Below are 18,074 nucleotides of genomic sequence, written 5' to 3'. Positions count from 1 at the left end.
GATCGGATTAGAGCATGATGCCGAAAAGTGTAAGCGGTTTTCGGACGACATCATGCTCTAACTCTTTAATGTAGAACAGGATTCAGATTTTAGGCCGACCCGACCTAAAATCATCCTGTTCTAGTAGCCGACGGTGAAACGCTGCCTGACATGGGCCGGGGCTTCGATCTCGTCAGCGAGGGCAACGGCGAAGTCCTCGAAGGAAATGCTGCTGCCGTTTTCGTTCGTCAGGAGTTCGTCCTTGCCGAGACGGAAGGTGCCGGTCCGTTCGCCGGGGACGAATGCGGCCGAAGGCGACAAGAAGGTCCAGTCGAGGTCGTTTTCAGCCTTGAGCTTGTTCAGGTAGTCGACGCCGCCCTGCGCTTCAGATTTGTAGATCGCCGGGAACTCGGGCGTGTTGACGAGGAGGACGCCCGGAGCGACTTCGAGGCTGCCTGCCCCGCCCACCACATAGTAGCGACGAACGCCGGAGGCCTTGACTGCGCCAAGCAGCTTGTCCGGATCGCTGGCGGAGAAATGCACCGAGCTGATGACTGCATCATGCCCTTCCAGAATCCCCGCCAGAGCTTCAGGTGCCTCGATGTCGCCTGAGGCGGCGGTGATGTTCGGGAGAGATGCGACTTTAGAGGGATCTCGGGCAATCGCGGTGACGGTATGGCCGCGCGCTGACAATTCGGACAGGATGCGGGAGCCGGCCTGACCGGAAGCTCCGATAAGAGCGATTTTCATGCTATTACTCCTCGTTGGGATTGATGTTTCATGCGTCTGCACAGAGCTCGTCGAGCGCTGCGATGAGATGCGCCGGACCGTGATACAGGGCTTCGCCGCTGAGGACGCGGGCCTCGCCGTTGATGAGGGCGACAAGCTGTGGGACCCCGCGAATGCCGAGGATGTTCATCTGACGCTGCGTATCTTCCATCCGCTCCAGTGTGCGCTCCCCAAGAGCGGAGTCGTTCCGCAGCCGCTCGGCGAAGGTCTCGGCAGTCAGTTCGATGTCATGCTCGGCAGCGACCTGAACGGCGACCGTCGCCACCTCCTGAAGGTTGGAAGTGTCGCGCCCCTTGAGATAGCGGGCGATTTGGATGGCGTGCAGGAAACGAGGCTCGAGCATCGCATCATGTTCCCCAAGTGCAGTGAGGGCGCGCGTCGCAGGTCCCGAGTCGAAAACGCCGTTCGGTGCCAGTAGGACGTTCTGGAGGTAGTCTTCGGAGAAACGCTGCCCCGTCAGAGCCTGAATTCTCTGATCGTTGCGCCAGGCATGGTCGGCGATTGAGGAGATCGGCCTGCCTCCGACGAATAGGCCGGAGGGAAGCATCCTAAGTTGACCCGAGAAATTCTCGGCAAGACCGGCGAGCGCAGGGGCGCTTGCATAGCACCAGCCGCAGAAGGGGTCGAAATAGTACTGAAGCTCAATGTGGGTTTTCATGTCACGTCCTTTTGTTGAGACGAATGTAATGTTGCGAAAATCGAAGATAAAGGCCAACATGCGCCACAGAATGTTGCATGGATCGAGCGAATAAATGGATCGGGTGGTCGCGGCACAAGTCCTCCTAAAGACAGTCGAGCGAGGGAGCGCCTCCGCCGCGGCTGAAGAACTGGGCATGTCCAGGGCGATGGCATCGCGCTACATCGCCTCTATGGAAGACTGGTCCGGCACGCGGCTGCTTCACCGCACGACGCGACAGCTCAGCTTGACGTCTGCCGGAGAACGCGTTCTCGAATTATGCAGGGAAATAGTGCGTGTCGCCGACGCAGTGACGGAGGTCGCAAGCCGTGCCGATACCCCTCACGGTCTGCTCCGGGTGACGGCGCCAAGCATCCTGGCGGAGGTACAGCTTATCCCGCTCCTTTCAAATTTTGCGGACCTCTATCCGCGCATCAGGATCGATCTGCAGATTACAGATCGTACCGTCGACCTTGTGCAAGACCGCATCGATGTGGCGATCCGGATCGCCAACCACCTTGACCCGTCGCTGATCGCAAAACGCCTGGGACAGTGCCCGTCGCGGCTCTACGCTTCGCCGCGTTATCTGACGGCGTACGGAATACCGACCAGACCAGAGGATCTGAACGCCCATAGGTGTCTCACCTACACACACCTCGGCGGAACGGAATGGACTCTCAAACGTCATGAAGCACAGGTTGTCGTGCAGGTGATGGGAGGCTTCCAAACCAATGACGCTCTCGCCCTCAGGTGCGCGGCGCTGTCCGATCTCGGCATCGCAATGCTGCCGCGGTTTGCTGCCGATCCTATAGTTGAGGCGAACAAGCTCGTGGTGGTCTTGCCCGATTGGGAGCCGACCACGCTCGGCATCCATGCGCTTTATGTGTCCCGAAGGCACCTTCCAATGGCCGCTCGGGCACTCATCGATTTCCTGGCCACGCGGCTGCGGGACAAGTAACCCGAACCTCATGCCCTCAATTTTGAGCATAGGTCGTTTCAACGGGAACCATTGCACCCGATGATATGTATTAGCGTTACCTGATTATTATCAAGCCGCGGTGTTTTCGGCTGTGGATATTAATGGATCGTTTAACACCTTCTGCCAAAGATCGGCCTCAATCAAGCATCTGGCGTGCGTGTATTAAAAGGCTTGACGTCATGGACGATGATTTCTGGAAAGCTGTCCGGGAAAAGGAACGGGTTTCGTCTGCCTCGCGCAGGACGGGTGCGCTCAATATCGCCCTTCTGTTCGGCACGGCGGTGGTCGCCCTGACGCTTATCCTGACGCCGATGCTTGCGGATTCCTCGAAGAAGAGCGTCTTTGCGAGCGCGCCGGCGGAATTCGATACGATGACGACGGGATCGATCCCGAAGAACGAAAGCGGCAAGCGTTATACGATCCGCCGCAGCGTCCTCCAGGATACACCCGGCTCGGTTTGCGTCGTCCAGGGTTACGGCGTCGGCGCCGGTTGCTGAATGCCGGCCATCGCCTGATGGCCGTGGAATGCTCGTTGCTGTCGGTTCGCGCTAAGGGTTGGGGTAATGCGTCTTTTGAAAGCATTTCTTGCAGATAATAAAGGTGCGACGGCGGTCGAATACGGCTTGATCGCCGCCATCATTTGCACCGCGCTCGTCTCCGGTCTCGGCTTCTTCACCGGCGCCCTGCAGAATGTTTTCAACGTGATCAACAACAATATAACCGTCAACTGAAGCGGCAGGCGGTTCAACTAAAGCGGGTCGCGATCCTTCAGATTTGCTCCTCGCGCTCTAGCTCTTTGTTTTTGCGCATGTTGCGGCAAAAGCGCTTCGCGCTTTGCCTGGGAAAACCGCTGCACAGTTTTGTGCGACATGCTTTAAAGAGTTGCATCGTGATGTTGTCCGAAAACCGCTCACAGTTTTCGGCATCGTGTTCTATTGCCTGAGCTTGTGCTCGTCCACCTTCAGCGCATCGGCAAGGCGTGCCTTGGCCGAACCCGGTCTGAGTGGCTTTTGCTGGCTCTCGTGCGGCGCCCATCCGGAGACATAGATGATCGAGAAGGTCGCTCGGATGCGTCCGTCGGGATCGGAATAGCGCTCGGCATAGATCTCTGCCGCGCGCAGGAAGAAGGCGCGCGTTAGCGGCACCCGGCCGCGGGCGGCAAGCGGATTGCTCATGCCCATGGCTCTCAGATCCCGTATCAGCGGAAACAGCGAATCATAGCGTACCGTGTAGTTTTCCGCGTCGATCACCGGCAGCGTGAAGCCGGCGCGCTGCATGAGGCTGCCGATATCGCGCACATCGGCGAAGGGAATGACGCGCGGGCTGGCGCCGCCGGTCATCTCGACCTCGGCGGCCAGCAGCACGTCGCGCAATTCCTGCAGCGTGCCGGCGCCGGGGATCGCAGCCAGGAACAGGCCGTCCGGCTTCAGAGCGCGGCGGATCTGAATGAAAACGCCCGGTGTATCGTTGGTCAGATGCAGGCTGAGTGGCGCAAGGATGAGATTGGCCGATTGCGGTTCGAGCGGTACGTCCTCGAGCGGCGCCTCGATCAAGGTTTCGCCCGGGCCCGCATAGGCCTTTTCGCTCTCGACGCGGATCATCGTGCCGACCTTGCCTGTCGCCAATGCGGCGCGGGCGGCCACCCCAGTCGCGCCATGCAGTTCGACGGCTGTTTCGAAGCGCCGCTCGACGACGGCAAGCCTCTCGGCCATTTCCTCGGCGGCGATGTCGAGCAGAAAGGCGGCTTTCGGGTCGTTATTGGCAAGCGCGCGATGGCGATGCGCGGCGATCAGGGTCTTGTCGAAGATCGTTTCCATGACGATGTCCTTAGTCCCGCGCCGTAGCGGCAGCAAGGCGATTTTCCTTTGGAGGAGAACAGGCTAATCTCCTTTGCATGGGACCGATCCATTTCGAAAGACCCGCAGAATTCTTGCGGACGCAGCTCTTGCGGCCGTTTTCGGCGCTTGCCGATTTTCTCTATCCGCCCACCTGTTCCGTCTGCGGTATTTCCACCAGCGGTCATCGCGGGCTCTGTGCAAAGTGCTGGTCCGGCATCCGTTTCATCGAACGGCCCTATTGCGAAGTGCTCGGCATTCCCTTCTCGCACGATCTCGGCGCCGGCATACTCAGCGCCGAGGCGATCGCCGACCCGCCGCCCTTCGATCGACTGCGCTCGGCTGCGACCCATGATCACGCGGTTCGCGATCTCGTTCACGGGCTGAAATATCGCGATCGCACCGATCTGGCGCCGATGATGGCCGCCTGGATGCTGCGCGCTTCCGACGGGACGGTCGAAAGCTGCGATGCGCTGATCCCGGTGCCGCTGCACCGTACCCGCATGCTGGCGCGCAAATTCAACCAGGCAGCCGAGCTCGCCCGCCATATGGCAAGGCTTTCGGGCAAGCCGCTGCTTGCCGCCACGCTTGTGCGCGTCAAGCGCACCAGCCAGCAGGTCGGCCTTGGCGCGAAGGCGCGCGAGGACAATGTCAGGGGCGCTTTCGCCATTGCCAAGGGTTGCGAAAACAACATTTTCGGCAAGCGCATCGTCCTCGTCGACGATGTCTATACGACAGGGGCGACGGTCGCCGCGGCAAGCCGGACGCTGCGCAAGGCAGGCGCCGCCGAGATAACGGTTTTGACCTTTGCAAGGGCTCTCTCCGAGCCTATATGACAGAAATACCCCGGCATCGGTCTGGAGAGATTATGGTACCCGTCACCATCTATACACGGCAGTTCTGCGGCTATTGCACCCGCGCCAAGTCCCTTCTCGAAGAAAAGGGCGTCGACTATGTCGAGCACGACGCCACCTACTCACCGGACCTTCGCCAGGAAATGATCGGCAAGTCGAACGGCCGTACCACCTTTCCGCAGATCTTCATCGGCGCCGACCATGTCGGCGGCTGCGACGATCTTTTCGCGCTCGATCGGGCCGGCAAGCTCGATCCGATGCTGGCGGCCTGAGGGCGAACTGATGAGCTTCAAGGCCGCCGCCGTCCAGATGTGCTCCGGGGTCGATCCGGTGAAGAATGCCGCCGCCATGGCGGCACTGGTGCGCGAAGCGGCTGCCCAGGGCGCGACCTATGTGCAGACGCCCGAGATGACCGGCATGCTGCAGCGTGATCGTGCGGCGGCGCGCGCCGTGCTTGCCGATGAGGCGCATGACATCATCGTCAGGACCGGCTCCGAGCTTGCCGGGGAATTGGCCATCCACATGCATGTCGGCTCGACGGCGATTGCGCTTGCCGATGGCAAGATTGCCAATCGCGGTTTCCTGTTCGGTCCCGACGGCAGGATTCTCAACCGCTACGACAAGATCCATATGTTCGATGTCGACCTCGACAATGGCGAGAGTTGGCGTGAAAGTGCCGCCTATACGGCCGGCTCGGAGGCGCGCGTCCTGTCGCTGCCTTTTGCCGAAATGGGCTTTGCCATCTGCTACGACGTGCGGTTTCCCGCGCTGTTCCGCGCTCAGGCGGTTGCCGGCGCCGAGGTGATGACGGTTCCTGCCGCCTTCACCAGGCAGACCGGCGAGGCGCATTGGGAGATATTGCTCAGGGCGCGCGCGATCGAGAACGGCGTCTTCGTCATCGCCGCCGCGCAGGCCGGCCGGCACGAGGATGGGCGCGAGACCTTCGGCCATTCGATGATCGTCGATCCCTGGGGCACGGTGCTGGCATCGGCCGGCGCCACCGGCGAGGCGGTCATCGTTGCCGAAATCGATCCCGCCGCGGTCAAGGCCGCGCATGACAAGATCCCGAACCTCAGGAACGGCCGGGAATTCTCGGTCGAGAAGATTGCGGGGGCAGTCGCCGGAGGCGTCGCCGCTTGATCCGCTATTCCCTCTCTTGCGACAATGCCCATGAATTCGAAGGCTGGTTCTCCGAAAGCGCCGATTTCGATCGTCAGGTGGCGACCGGTTTCCTGACCTGCCCGGTCTGTCATTCCGCCGCCGTTTCCAAGCTTTTGATGGCGCCCTCGGTGTCGACGGCGCGCAAGAAGGACGAGAGGCAGACGCTGGCGATGGACGCCATGCGCCAGGAGGCGCTGCAAAAGCTCAAGCAAGCGGTCGCCGCGGTCAAGGCCAATTCCGAGGATGTCGGCACGCAGTTTCCCGAGGAAGCCCGCAAGATCCATTATGGCGAGGCGGATGCCCGCGGCATTATCGGTCAGGCGACGGCCGACGAGGCGCAGGCGCTGCTCGAAGAGGGCATCGAGATTGCTGCCATTCCCGTGTTGCCCGAGGATGTGAATTAAGCCGTCAAGTCATCCGTCGAAGGATGCGCGCGTAATCGCGTGCGCCATGCAGGATACGCATCACCTGCACGGTCGAATCTTCAATTCGATAGAAGATAAGGTAGTTTCCGAAAGGACGTCTCCGAACTCCTGTCAGCCGTGGTAACCGGAGTTCGACAAAGGCATGCGGCATGTCTGCAATCTCTATGCATGCGGAGCGCAATTCCTCCATGAATGGCAAAGCGCGTGCCGGATTTTGTTCAAAAATATATCGACCAATTGTGAGCAGATCGGCGCGGGCAGCTCGCGAAAAAACAACCCTCATCGAGCGCGGAGCTTGTCCAGACCAAGTTCCGCATAGACACTGTCGAACGCCTCGTCGAGGGACATGACCTGTCCCGCTTCCAGATCGGCGATGCCCTTTTGTAACTCGTCTTCCAGTTCGTGAACGCGTCGATCATCATCGTAGCGCTCGCGGAGCACACTTTCGATATAGTCGCTGCTCGATTTATAGGCGCCGCGGGCGACCTCGTCGCGCACATATTCTTCGAGACGAGGCTCAAGGGTAACGGTAACTTTTGCGGCTTCGCCCATCGGTTTTCCCTTCGGATGACCGGATCACCTTATCACAATTTTGCGGGCGTAAGGACTTGCTCTACGCCCCGCGCTTGGCCAGCAGCATATAATTGACGTCCATATCCTTGGACAGGTTCCACTGGTTCGACAGCGGATTGAAGAAGACGCCGGTGCGATCGGTGATTTCCAGGCCGCTTGCCGTCAATGGCTTTTCTAGCTCTTCCGGGCGCACCAGTTTTTCATACTGGTGGGTGCCGCGCGGCAGCCAGCGTAAGATGTTTTCGGCGGCGAAGATGGCAAGCGCTGCCGCCTTCATCGTGCGGTTGATGGTGGCGACGAAAATCAGGCCGCCGGGGCGGACCATTTTTGCGCAGGTCGTCATGAAGAACTCGACGTCGGCGACGTGTTCGACCACTTCCATGTTCAGAACGATGTCGAAGGTTTCGCCGGCGTCCGCCAGCTCCTCGGCGGTGACGGCGCGGTAGTCGACCGAAACGCCTGAGGCCTTGGCATGGGTCGAGGCGATGCCGATGTTCTTTTCGGACGGATCGGCGCCGGTGACGGAAGCGCCCATGCGGGCGACCGGTTCGGACAACAGACCGCCGCCACAGCCGATATCGAGGACGCGCAGACCTTCCAGCGGGCGCGCACTTTTCGGATCACGGCCGAAATTCTCGCAGGCCTTGTCTCTTATATAGGCGAGGCGGACGGGATTGAACTTGTGCAGCGGCCGGAATTTGCCGGTCGGGCTCCACCATTCCGCCGCCATCGCCGAGAAGCGGTCCACTTCGCCCTGGTCGATCGTGCTTCTGGCGCCTTCCTTCATCGTCCACTCCTTGCGTTCGTAACAGGTGAAGTCGGACGATCGGGGGCATAAGTCAAGGGGCGCAGACCAGGGGACCGATCGGTGTGAAGCCGCTCGCCAACCGCTTTTATCGCGCGCGCTTGCCTCCCCCCGCCAAACTCGCTAAGAGACGCCGCAACTTGGGGCCTTGGGGACCCGGGCCTTTAGAGCGGTTCCAGAAGTCGGGAGCCGGCTCTCTGGCCACGCGGTCTGCCCCAGAGCTTTCGTGATGCCGGGTCCGGTCTTCCGCTTTCCCGGCGCCAGTCGTGGTAGAGGCATATGGCACGCATCGTAATGAAATTCGGCGGCACGTCCGTCGCTGACCTGGACCGCATCAAGAACGTCGCCCGCCATGTGAAACGCGAAGTCGATGCCGGCCACGAGGTGGCGGTCGTCGTGTCGGCCATGTCCGGCAAGACCAATGAGCTCGTCGGCTGGGTGCAGGGCATGCCGAAGGTGATCGGCGCCAATTCGCCGTTTTACGATGCGCGCGAATATGACGCGGTGGTCGCTTCCGGCGAGCAGGTAACCTCGGGACTGCTGGCGATCGCCTTGCAGGCGATGGATATCAATGCGCGCTCCTGGCAGGGATGGCAGATCCCGATCCGCACCGATAACGCGCATGGCGCGGCGCGCATCCTGGAGATCGACGGTTCCGACATCGTCAAGCGGATGGGCGAGGGCCAAGTCGCCGTCATCGCCGGCTTCCAGGGGCTGGGACCCGACAACCGCCTCGCGACGCTCGGACGCGGTGGATCGGATACCTCGGCCGTTGCGATCGCGGCAGCCGTCAAGGCGGATCGCTGCGATATCTATACCGACGTCGATGGCGTCTACACGACCGATCCGCGCATCGTGCCGAAGGCGCGCAGGCTGAAGAAGATCGCCTTCGAGGAAATGCTCGAAATGGCCTCGCTCGGCGCCAAGGTGCTGCAGGTGCGCTCGGTCGAGCTTGCCATGGTGCACAAGGTGCGTACCTTCGTGCGCTCGTCTTTCGAAGATCCCGATGCTCCGGGCATGGGCGATCTGCTAAACCCGCCCGGAACGCTGATTTGTGACGAGGATGAAATCGTGGAACAGGAAGTAGTCACCGGCATCGCCTATGCCAAGGATGAGGCTCAGATCTCGCTTCGCCGTCTTGCCGACCGGCCGGGCGTTTCCGCGGCGATTTTCGGGCCGCTCGCCGAATCTCATATCAATGTCGACATGATCGTCCAGAATATTTCCGAGGACGGGTCGAAGACGGACATGACCTTCACCGTGCCATCGGGCGACGTCGACAAGGCGATCAAGGTGCTCGGCGACCATAAGGAGAAGATCGGCTACGATGTCGTGCAGAACGAATCGGGACTGGTGAAAGTGTCGGTCATCGGCATCGGCATGCGCAGCCACGCCGGCGTTGCCGCTACCGCATTTCGTGCACTTGCCGAAAAAGGCATCAACATCAAGGCGATCACGACCTCCGAGATCAAGATTTCCATCCTGATCGACGGTCCTTATGCAGAACTCGCTGTCAGGACTTTGCATTCCTGCTACGGTCTGGATAAGAATTGATTCCCAGTGGGCGGCCTGCCCCTTCAGGTTGAGGAGACGCGGGCCGGCCCGCCGGGACTGAGTGCGTTGTTTCGGGAGCTTGAGACGCCATGAGAGACCTTTCCGGCGGTCCGCGCGTGCTGCTCAGGCGGCTGCGCGAGTTGATGGCGGAGCCGCTGGAGCCGCAGGATCGTCTTGACCGGATCGTCCGCCAGATCGCCGGCAACATGGTGGCCGAGGTCTGCTCCGTTTACGTGCTGCGCGCCGACGGCGTGCTCGAACTCTATGCGACCGAAGGCCTCAACCGTGAGGCCGTGCACCTGGCGCAACTGAAGATGGGGCAGGGTCTCGTCGGCACGATCGCCGCTTCGGCCCAGCCGCTGAACCTTTCCGACGCGCAGTCGCATCCTGCCTTCCGCTACCTGCCGGAAACCGGTGAAGAAATCTACCATTCCTTCCTCGGCGTGCCGATCCTCAGGACCGGGCGGTCGCTTGGCGTTCTCGTCGTGCAGAACAAGGCGAGCCGCAACTATCGCGAGGAAGAGCTGGAAGCGCTCGAAACGACGGCGATGGTGCTCGCCGAGATGATCGCCACCGGCGAGCTGAAAAAGATCACCAAGCCGGGCCTCGAACTCGACCTGACGCGCTCGGTGACCGTCGACGGCGACACCTATAATGACGGCATCGGCCTTGGTTACGTCGTGCTGCACGAGCCGCGCATCGTCGTCACCAATCTGCTCAACGAAGATGCCGAGAAGGAAATCCGGCGGCTCGCCGAAGCCATGGGCTCGCTGAGGATCTCGATCGACGACATGCTGTCGCGCCGCGACGTGTCGATGGAGGGCGAACACCGCGAGGTGCTCGAAACCTATCGCATGTTCGCGCATGACCAGGGCTGGGTGCGCAAGCTCGAGGAGGCGATCCGCAACGGTCTGACGGCGGAAGCGGCGGTCGAGAAGGTGCAGAGCGACACCAAGGCGCGGATGATGCGGTTGACCGACCCTTATCTGCGCGAACGCATGCATGATTTCGAGGATCTGGCGAACCGGCTGCTCAGACAATTGACCGGGTATACCGGACGGACGACCGCCGAAGGTTTCCCCAACGACGCGGTCATCCTGGCGCGCGCCATGGGGGCGGCCGAGCTGCTCGATTATCCGCGTGCCAATGTGCGCGGGCTGGTGCTGGAAGAAGGCGCCGTGACGAGCCATGTGGTGATCGTTGCGCGCGCCATGGGTATTCCGGTCATCGGCCAGGCTGCCGGCGTCGTGGCGCTCGCCGAGAACGGCGATGCCGTGATCATCGACGCCGATGAGGGGCATGTGCATCTCAGGCCGATGGCCGATCACCGGCGTTCCTACGAGGAAAAGGTTCGCTTCCGCGCCAGGCGGCAGGAGCAGTTCCGGGCGTTGCGCGCCGTCGAGCCGGTGACCAAGGATGGGCAGCGGATCGCGCTGATGATGAATGCCGGGCTGCTGGTCGACCTGCCGCAGCTTTCGGAATCGGGCGCCGAGGGCATCGGTCTGTTCCGCACAGAACTGCAGTTCATGATCGCCTCCACCATGCCGAAGGCGGACGAGCAGGAGCAGTTCTATCGCAATGTGATCAAACAGGCGGCGGGCCGTACCGTCACCTTCCGTACGCTCGATATCGGCGGCGACAAGGTCGTGCCGTATTTCCGTGGCCATGAGGAAGAAAATCCCGCACTCGGCTGGCGCGCCATCCGGCTGTCGCTCGACCGGCCGGGACTGTTGCGCACCCAGTTGCGCGCCCTCCTGAAGGCATCGGCCGACACCGAGCTGAAGCTGATGGTGCCGATGGTGACCGAGGTTTCCGAGCTGAAGATGGTGCGCGAACTGCTGCAGAGGGAAGTGCAGCATCTCTCGCGCTTCGGCCATGGGCTGCCGCGCAAGCTGCAATTCGGCGCGATGCTCGAGGTGCCTGCTCTGCTCTGGCAGCTCGATGAGTTGATGGAGGCGGTCGATTTCGTCTCGGTCGGTTCGAACGACCTTTTCCAGTTCTCGATGGCGGTCGATCGCGGCAACGCGCGGGTCTCGGATCGGTTCGACCCGCTCGGCAAACCGTTTTTGCGCATCCTGCGCGATATCGTGCGCGGCGCCGACCGGAACAAGACGCCGGTGACGCTTTGCGGCGAACTCGCCAGCAAACCCATCTCGGCCATGGCGCTGCTCGGCATCGGTTTCCGTTCGATCTCGATGTCGCCGGCCTCGATCGGGCCGGTGAAGGCGATGCTGCTCGGGCTCGATGTCGGGGCGCTGGCAACGGCGATGAATGAGGTGCTGGACGATGTCCACGCCATGGTGCCGATGCGCGAGGTGCTTGCCCGCTTCGCCGAGAGCCACAATATTCCCCTTTAGGCAGACGTTAAGAAGAATCGGAGTGAAGGGTGGCGAAGCTTCCCGTTGAAAAGATGCGCGAGCTGGAACGCCGCTTCGGCGAGATCGAAGCGCGCATGTCGGCCGGCCCGGCCGCCGACGTCTATGTGAAGCTCGCATCCGAATATTCCGAGCTGCAGCCCGTCGTGACCAAGATCCGCGCCTATGAGAAGGCGAATGCCGAGCTTGCCGATCTCGAAACGCTGCTCGAGGACAAGACGGTTGATCGCGAGATGCGCGACCTTGCCGAGCTGGAGCTGCCTGAGGTGAAAGAGCAGATCGACGCGCTCGAGCAGGAGATGCAGATCCTGCTTTTGCCGAAGGACGCGGCGGACGAAAAGAGCGCGATCCTCGAAATCCGCGCCGGTACGGGCGGATCGGAAGCAGCCCTTTTTGCCGGCGATCTCTTCCGCATGTATGAGCGTTTCGCGGCGGAGAAAGGCTGGAAGGTGGAAGTGCTCTCGGCAAGCGAGGGCGAAGCCGGCGGCTACAAGGAAATCATCGCCACGATCACCGGCCGGGGCGTCTTCGCCAAGCTGAAATTCGAATCCGGCGTGCATCGCGTGCAGCGCGTGCCTGAGACCGAGGCCGGCGGGCGCATTCATACGTCGGCGGCAACGGTTGCGGTGCTGCCGGAGGCCGAGGAGATCGACATCGAAATCCGGCCGGAGGATATCCGCATCGATACGATGCGCTCTTCGGGTGCGGGCGGCCAGCACGTCAATACGACGGACTCGGCGGTGCGAATCACCCATCTGCCGAGCGGCATCGTCGTCACCAGCTCGGAAAAATCGCAGCACCAGAACCGCGCCAAGGCGATGCAGGTGCTGCGCTCCAGGCTCTATGACGCCGAGCGGCAGAGGGCCGACAGCGAGCGCTCGGCCGACCGCAAGAGCCAGGTCGGCTCCGGCGATCGCTCGGAACGCATCCGCACCTATAATTTCCCGCAGGGGCGGATCACCGATCATCGCATCAATCTGACGCTCTACAAGCTCGACCGGATGATGGAAGGCGAGATCGAGGAAGTGGTGGATGCGCTGATGGCCGACTATCAGGCAAGCCAGCTGGCGCAGCTCGGCGAACAGCAATGAGGCCGACGGTCGCCGATACGCTTGCCGAAGCGCGCCGCCGCTTCACCGAAGCTGGTATCGTCGATCCGGCGACCGATGCCCGGCTGCTTGTCGCGGGCCTTCTGAAGTTATCGTCGACCGAGCTGTTGACGCGATCGGCCGAAAGTCTTTCGCCGGAGCAGGCCGAGGTGGTGTCCAAGGCGCTCGAGCGGCGGCTCGGCCATGAGCCGGTGCATCGCATTCTCGGCGAACGGGAGTTCTACGGCCTGCCGCTTGCCCTCTCGGCGGAAACGCTGGAGCCGCGACCGGATACGGAAATCCTGGTCGATACGGTGCTTGCCTGTCTCAACGACCTTGCAAAGACACAAGGCCCTCTCCATATCCTTGACATAGGAACCGGGACCGGGGCGATATGCCTTGCGCTTTTGAGCGAATGTCCCGATGCGTCGGGTGTCGGCAGCGACATATCGGCGGATGCACTTCGCACAGCAAGATCGAATGCGGAAAGCAACGGGTTGCAGGGGCGTTTTCAGGCCGTGCAGTCGAGATGGTTTGAGAGCATCCAGGGTTCGTTTCACGCGATTGTCTCAAATCCGCCCTATATTGCTTCCAATGTCATTCACGATCTCGCCCCCGAAGTGACGAAATTTGATCCGGTCGCGGCGCTGGATGGCGGTCCGGATGGGCTTGACGCCTACCGCGCTATCGCCAAGGATGCGGCAAGGTTCATGAGGCCCGATGGGGTCGTCGGGCTGGAAATCGGTTACGATCAGCGAAACGATGTGACGGCGATCTTTGAAGCGAAAGGCTTCAAGTGCCTCAAATCCGTAAAAGATTATGGTCAGAACGACAGGGTGCTCGTGTTCGCGCTCGCGTGACAGGCGATAATTGCTGCACTGAACGGGACATTATTGTTATTGCGAAGAAAAGGCTTGGATTTCCCAGGGAAGCAATATAGGTTGCGGACACGTGTTGGGCAGATAGGAATGAACGAGATTCGTTCGGTACTTGGTTTGCCTCGGGGGTCCGCTCTTTTAAACGAGAGTTTCAACGGTTGAACACGACCCAACGCGTGAATCAGTCAAACTGACTTGAGAACCAAGCGGCAGGTCGGCGCAAAGGCGCAGTATGCTCGCGGCACAAAGGTCCTGACCCGGTTTTCCGGTCATGGCGGTTGGTGCCATGTATCCATCACAAACAGAGAATTCAGGTGAACGATCTATGAGGCCAGGACAGCAGAACAAGCGCGGTCGAGGGCGTGGTAACAACAATAATAACAACGGCGGCGGTGGAAATAACAATAACAACAATTTCAACCGCAAGGGCGGCAATCCGCTGACCCGGACCTATGACAGCTCCGGCCCCGATGTGAAGATTCGCGGGACTGCCCAGCATATCGCCGAAAAATACGCGCAACTCGCCCGCGATGCTCAAAGCTCCGGCGACCGCGTGATTGCCGAGAACTATCTCCAGCACGCCGAACATTACAATCGTATCATCGCCAGCGCCCAGGCGCAGATGCAGGAACGCTTCCAGCGCGACGATCGCGGCGAATACAATGACGCCGCAGACCGCGACGGCGACGAGATCGATAACAACGACAATGACGGTGATGATGTCGTCGTCGTCCAGCCGCCGCAGAGCCGGCAGCATCAGCCGCGGCCGCGACCTGAGTCGCAGCCCCAGCCTCAGCCGGCTCCCGCCCCGGCGCCGGTGGCGCCCCAGGCCGAGGTCATCGACGGAACCGGCCCGCAGCCGGAGATCGAAGGCATCCCGGCCGAAGTCGCGATGGATGAAGAAGGCTCCGCCGGCCAGCCGCGCGAGCGCCAGCCGCGCCGCCGCAGCACCGGCAGCCGTCCCCGCCGCCCGCGTCGGGGCGCCGAGGGCGAAGCCGCCGCCGAGGGCGAGGGTGCCTCCGGCGAAGCGCCGGTGCTGGCCGACGCCGCATCGGAATGAGGATTTCGCTTCTTCTTCGGGGGAAGCGTGAGGCTCATGCCATCTGCTAGAATTGCACCGAAAATCCCCGGCCTCGTGCCGGGGATTTTCGTTTTATCGGCTCTTTAAACTCGCAGAACAGGCTACCATATTCTCCTCGACTGCTTCGCCCAAATCAGAGATGGGCCAAGCGCGGCCTGCCTTTTCAGGGGGCCGATCTCAATCATCGGTCTGTGCCTCGTCAGGGCAGGGCGATCCATGGAGGTAGAATATGAATATCGAGAAATATTCCGAGCGGGTGCGTGGCTTCATCCAGTCGGCGCAGACCTATGCGCTGGCGCAGGGCCACCAGCAATTCACGCCCGAACATGTGCTGAAAGTCCTGCTCGACGACGACCAGGGCATGGCGGCGTCGCTGATCGAGCGCGCCGGCGGCGATGCCAAGGCTGCCCGCCTCGCCAATGATGCGGCGCTAGCCAAACTGCCGAAAATCTCCGGCGGCAACGGCAACATCTATCTGGCGCAACCGCTCGCCAAGGTACTTTCAACCGCAGAAGAGGCGGCGAAGAAGGCCGGCGACAGTTTCGTCACCGTCGAGCGTCTGCTGCAGGCGCTGGCAATCGAATCCTCGGCCTCGACTTTTTCGACGCTGAAGTATTCCGGCGTAACGGCTCAGGGCCTGAACCAGGTCATCAACGATATCCGCAAAGGCCGGACGGCTGATTCGTCCAACGCCGAGCAGGGTTTCGATTCGCTGAAGAAATACGCACGTGATCTCACCGGCGAAGCCCGCGAAGGCAAGCTCGACCCGGTGATCGGCCGCGACGACGAAATCCGCCGCACCATCCAGGTGCTGTCCCGCCGCACCAAGAACAATCCGGTGCTGATCGGCGAACCCGGTGTCGGCAAGACGGCCATCGTCGAGGGGCTGGCGCTACGCATCGTCAATGGGGACGTGCCGGAATCGCTCAAGGACAAGAAGCTGATGGCGCTCGACATGGGCGCCCTGATTGCGGGCGCGAAATACCGCGGCGAATTCGAGGAGCGGTTGAAGGCGGTGCTCAACGAGGTCCAGGCTGAGAACGGCGAGATCATCCTGTTCATCGATGAGATGCACACGCTGGTCGGCGCCGGCAAGGCCGATGGGGCGATGGACGCCTCCAACCTCCTGAAACCCGCCCTTGCCCGCGGCGAGCTGCATTGCGTCGGCGCGACCACGCTCGACGAATATCGCAAACATGTCGAGAAGGATCCGGCGCTTGCCCGTCGCTTCCAGCCTGTCGTCGTCGACGAACCGACGGTCGAAGACACGATCTCGATCCTGCGCGGCCTGAAGGAAAAATACGAGCAGCATCACAAGGTGCGCATCGCCGATGCGGCGCTAGTGGCGGCTGCGACGCTTTCCAACCGCTATATCACCGACCGTTTCCTGCCCGACAAGGCAATCGACCTGATGGACGAGGCGGCGGCACGGCTGCGCATGCAGGTTGACTCCAAGCCGGAGGAGCTCGACGAACTCGATCGCCGCATCATTCAGCTGAAGATCGAGCGCGAGGCGCTGAAGAAGGAAACCGACGTCGCCTCGGCCGACCGGCTGAAGCGGCTGGAGACCGAATTGACCGGCCTCGAAGAGGAGGCCGATGCGCTGACGGCCCGCTGGCAGGCGGAAAAGCAGAAACTCGGCCTTGCCGCCGATCTCAAGAAGCAGCTCGACGATGCCCGCAACGAACTGGCGATCGCCCAGCGCAAGGGTGAATTCCAGCGTGCCGGCGAACTGACCTACGGTGTCATCCCGGATTTGGAAAAGCAGCTGGTCGACGCCGAAAAGCAGGATGGCGAACGCGGCGCGATGGTGCAGGAGGTGGTGATCCCCGACAACATCGCCCATGTCGTTTCCCGTTGGACCGGCATTCCGGTCGACAGAATGCTGGAGGGCGAACGCGACAAGCTGCTGCGGATGGAAGACGAACTGGCGAAATCGGTGATCGGCCAGGGCGATGCGGTGCAAGCCGTGTCGCGGGCGGTGCGGCGCGCCCGCGCCGGGCTGCAGGATCCGAACCGGCCGATCGGCTCGTTCATTTTCCTCGGCCCGACCGGTGTCGGCAAGACGGAGCTCACCAAGGCGCTCGCCCGCTTCCTCTTCGACGACGAAACGGCGATGGTGCGGATGGACATGTCGGAATATATGGAGAAACACTCCGTTGCCCGGCTGATCGGCGCGCCTCCCGGCTATGTCGGTTATGATGAAGGCGGAGCGCTGACGGAAGCGGTCCGCCGCCGGCCTTATCAGGTCGTGTTGTTCGACGAGATCGAAAAGGCGCATCCCGACGTCTTCAACATCCTGCTGCAGGTGCTGGATGACGGACGCCTGACGGACGGCCAGGGCCGGACGGTCGATTTCCGCAACACGATGATCATCATGACCTCCAACCTCGGCGCCGAATATCTGACGCAGCTGAAGGACGGCGACGACAGCGACACGGTGCGGGAGCAGGTGATGGAGGTCGTGCGCGGGCATTTCCGGCCGGAATTCCTGAACCGCATCGACGAGATCATCCTCTTCCATCGCCTGAAGCGTGAGGAGATGGGCGCGATCGTCGATATCCAGCTGAACCGGCTGGTGGCGTTGCTCTCCGAACGCAAGATCGTTATCGATCTCGACGAGGAAGCCCGCCATTGGCTGGCGAACAAGGGTTACGATCCGGTCTACGGCGCTAGGCCGCTGAAGCGGGTGATCCAGAAGTTCGTGCAGGATCCGCTGGCCGAACAGATCCTGTCCGGCCAGGTGCCGGATGGATCGACGGTGAAGGTGACGAGCGGTTCAGACCGGCTGCAGTTCAGGACGCGGCAGACGGTGAGCGAAGCGGCGTAAACAGGCCTGCCGGATGAATGAGAAATGGCGGCTTCGGCCGCCATTTTTCGTCTGGCGGGCAAGACGACGCGCAGGCCGGGATTACTTGCTCGCCACCTGATCCGAAGTCTGGTTGTTCAGCAGCGTATCGATGCGCTTGCGCTCGTCCTCGAATTTCGCCAGCGCCTCGCCCTGCAGCGATTTGCCGCCCGG

The 18,074-nt window shown here is 61.6% G+C and carries 20 protein-coding genes (1 of these 20 only partly in view); 13 read left to right on the top strand and 7 right to left on the bottom strand.

Annotated elements, in window-relative coordinates:
* Positions 1–120 precede the first annotated feature (120 nt).
* Together AMK05_RS20250 and AMK05_RS20245 are read right to left on the bottom strand one after the other, a co-directional pair.
* On the bottom strand, positions 121–729 hold the full coding sequence (locus tag AMK05_RS20250) for an NAD(P)-dependent oxidoreductase (RefSeq protein ID WP_064840862.1): 609 nt from the start codon (positions 727–729) through the stop codon (positions 121–123).
* 28 nt (positions 730–757) lie between these two features.
* Positions 758–1,426: a DsbA family protein gene (locus AMK05_RS20245; protein WP_064841463.1), complete on the bottom strand. Its 669-nt coding sequence runs from the start codon at positions 1,424–1,426 to the stop codon at positions 758–760.
* A 175-nt stretch (positions 1,427–1,601) separates the two neighbouring features.
* Between AMK05_RS20245 and AMK05_RS20240 the strand changes: the two genes are divergently transcribed.
* From AMK05_RS20240 to AMK05_RS20230, 3 genes are all read left to right on the top strand, one after another.
* On the top strand, positions 1,602–2,402 hold the full coding sequence (locus tag AMK05_RS20240; RefSeq protein WP_237352147.1) for a LysR family transcriptional regulator: 801 nt from the start codon (positions 1,602–1,604) through the stop codon (positions 2,400–2,402).
* A gap of 200 nt (positions 2,403–2,602) precedes the next feature.
* The gene (locus AMK05_RS20235) at positions 2,603–2,920 is read left to right on the top strand and encodes a hypothetical protein (RefSeq protein WP_064840860.1); all 318 of its coding nucleotides are present in this window, start codon (positions 2,603–2,605) and stop codon (positions 2,918–2,920) included.
* A 66-nt stretch (positions 2,921–2,986) separates the two neighbouring features.
* Positions 2,987–3,154, top strand: coding sequence for a Flp family type IVb pilin (locus tag AMK05_RS20230; RefSeq protein WP_064840859.1), 168 nt, complete (start codon positions 2,987–2,989; stop codon positions 3,152–3,154).
* Between the two features lie 201 nt (positions 3,155–3,355).
* Here the strand turns inward: AMK05_RS20230 and AMK05_RS20225 are convergent, their stop codons facing one another.
* Positions 3,356–4,240, bottom strand: a complete 885-nt coding sequence (locus AMK05_RS20225) for a methyltransferase domain-containing protein (protein WP_064841462.1) — start codon at positions 4,238–4,240, stop codon at positions 3,356–3,358.
* Positions 4,241–4,317: 77 nt separating this feature from the next.
* Here AMK05_RS20225 and AMK05_RS20220 point away from each other — a divergent pair, with 77 nt between their 5' ends.
* The 4 genes from AMK05_RS20220 to AMK05_RS20205 are packed head-to-tail and all read left to right on the top strand — an operon-like array spanning position 4,318 to position 6,677.
* Entirely contained in the window at positions 4,318–5,094 is a 777-nt protein-coding gene (locus AMK05_RS20220; RefSeq protein WP_064840858.1) for a ComF family protein, read from the top strand.
* Between the two features lie 32 nt (positions 5,095–5,126).
* The gene (gene grxC, locus AMK05_RS20215) at positions 5,127–5,384 is read left to right on the top strand and encodes a glutaredoxin 3 (protein WP_003590021.1); all 258 of its coding nucleotides are present in this window, start codon (positions 5,127–5,129) and stop codon (positions 5,382–5,384) included.
* A gap of 10 nt (positions 5,385–5,394) precedes the next feature.
* The gene (locus tag AMK05_RS20210; RefSeq protein WP_064840857.1) at positions 5,395–6,252 is read left to right on the top strand and encodes a carbon-nitrogen hydrolase family protein; all 858 of its coding nucleotides are present in this window, start codon (positions 5,395–5,397) and stop codon (positions 6,250–6,252) included.
* On the top strand, positions 6,249–6,677 hold the full coding sequence (locus AMK05_RS20205; RefSeq protein ID WP_064840856.1) for a DUF1178 family protein: 429 nt from the start codon (positions 6,249–6,251) through the stop codon (positions 6,675–6,677). Before AMK05_RS20210 ends, AMK05_RS20205 begins: the two co-directional genes overlap by 4 nt.
* A 4-nt stretch (positions 6,678–6,681) precedes the next feature.
* On the opposite strand, the gene AMK05_RS33490 is transcribed toward AMK05_RS20205, so the two are convergent.
* The 3 genes from AMK05_RS33490 to ubiG all read right to left on the bottom strand — a co-directional run bounded on the left by AMK05_RS33490 (position 6,682) and on the right by ubiG (position 8,058).
* On the bottom strand, positions 6,682–6,981 hold the full coding sequence (locus tag AMK05_RS33490) for a type II toxin-antitoxin system RelE/ParE family toxin (RefSeq protein WP_082935694.1): 300 nt from the start codon (positions 6,979–6,981) through the stop codon (positions 6,682–6,684).
* Positions 6,978–7,250, bottom strand: coding sequence for a type II toxin-antitoxin system ParD family antitoxin (locus AMK05_RS20200; RefSeq protein WP_064840855.1), 273 nt, complete (start codon positions 7,248–7,250; stop codon positions 6,978–6,980). Before AMK05_RS20200 ends, AMK05_RS33490 begins: the two co-directional genes overlap by 4 nt.
* A gap of 61 nt (positions 7,251–7,311) precedes the next feature.
* On the bottom strand, positions 7,312–8,058 hold the full coding sequence (gene ubiG, locus AMK05_RS20195; RefSeq protein WP_064840854.1) for a bifunctional 2-polyprenyl-6-hydroxyphenol methylase/3-demethylubiquinol 3-O-methyltransferase UbiG: 747 nt from the start codon (positions 8,056–8,058) through the stop codon (positions 7,312–7,314).
* Positions 8,059–8,355: 297 nt separating this feature from the next.
* Here ubiG and AMK05_RS20190 point away from each other — a divergent pair, with 297 nt between their 5' ends.
* The 6 genes from AMK05_RS20190 to clpB all read left to right on the top strand — a co-directional run bounded on the left by AMK05_RS20190 (position 8,356) and on the right by clpB (position 17,882).
* On the top strand, positions 8,356–9,630 hold the full coding sequence (locus tag AMK05_RS20190) for an aspartate kinase (protein ID WP_064840853.1): 1,275 nt from the start codon (positions 8,356–8,358) through the stop codon (positions 9,628–9,630).
* A gap of 89 nt (positions 9,631–9,719) precedes the next feature.
* Positions 9,720–11,987: a phosphoenolpyruvate--protein phosphotransferase gene (gene ptsP / locus AMK05_RS20185; RefSeq protein ID WP_064840852.1), complete on the top strand. Its 2,268-nt coding sequence runs from the start codon at positions 9,720–9,722 to the stop codon at positions 11,985–11,987.
* A 29-nt stretch (positions 11,988–12,016) separates the two neighbouring features.
* Entirely contained in the window at positions 12,017–13,096 is a 1,080-nt protein-coding gene (gene prfA, locus AMK05_RS20180; protein WP_064840851.1) for a peptide chain release factor 1, read from the top strand.
* Complete coding sequence (gene prmC, locus AMK05_RS20175) at positions 13,093–13,953, top strand: peptide chain release factor N(5)-glutamine methyltransferase (RefSeq protein WP_064840850.1); 861 nt, start codon at positions 13,093–13,095, stop codon at positions 13,951–13,953. The genes prfA and prmC overlap by 4 nt, the downstream gene beginning before the upstream one ends.
* A gap of 343 nt (positions 13,954–14,296) precedes the next feature.
* Complete coding sequence (locus tag AMK05_RS20170) at positions 14,297–15,031, top strand: DUF4167 domain-containing protein (RefSeq protein ID WP_064840849.1); 735 nt, start codon at positions 14,297–14,299, stop codon at positions 15,029–15,031.
* 250 nt (positions 15,032–15,281) lie between these two features.
* Positions 15,282–17,882, top strand: a complete 2,601-nt coding sequence (clpB, locus tag AMK05_RS20165; protein WP_064840848.1) for an ATP-dependent chaperone ClpB — start codon at positions 15,282–15,284, stop codon at positions 17,880–17,882.
* A gap of 81 nt (positions 17,883–17,963) precedes the next feature.
* On the opposite strand, the gene AMK05_RS20160 is transcribed toward clpB, so the two are convergent.
* Positions 17,964–18,074: the 3' portion of a M23 family metallopeptidase gene (locus tag AMK05_RS20160; protein WP_064840847.1), read on the bottom strand. Its footprint extends 1,830 nt past the window's final position; 111 of the gene's 1,941 nt are visible here — the last part of the coding sequence; the start codon falls outside the window, past its right edge; its stop codon occupies positions 17,964–17,966.

This window comes from Rhizobium sp. N324, from assembly GCF_001664485.1.
GTDB lineage: Bacteria > Pseudomonadota > Alphaproteobacteria > Rhizobiales > Rhizobiaceae > Rhizobium.
Note: the sequence above shows the minus strand (reverse complement) of the source record. Positions and strands in the feature narration are given on the sequence as shown.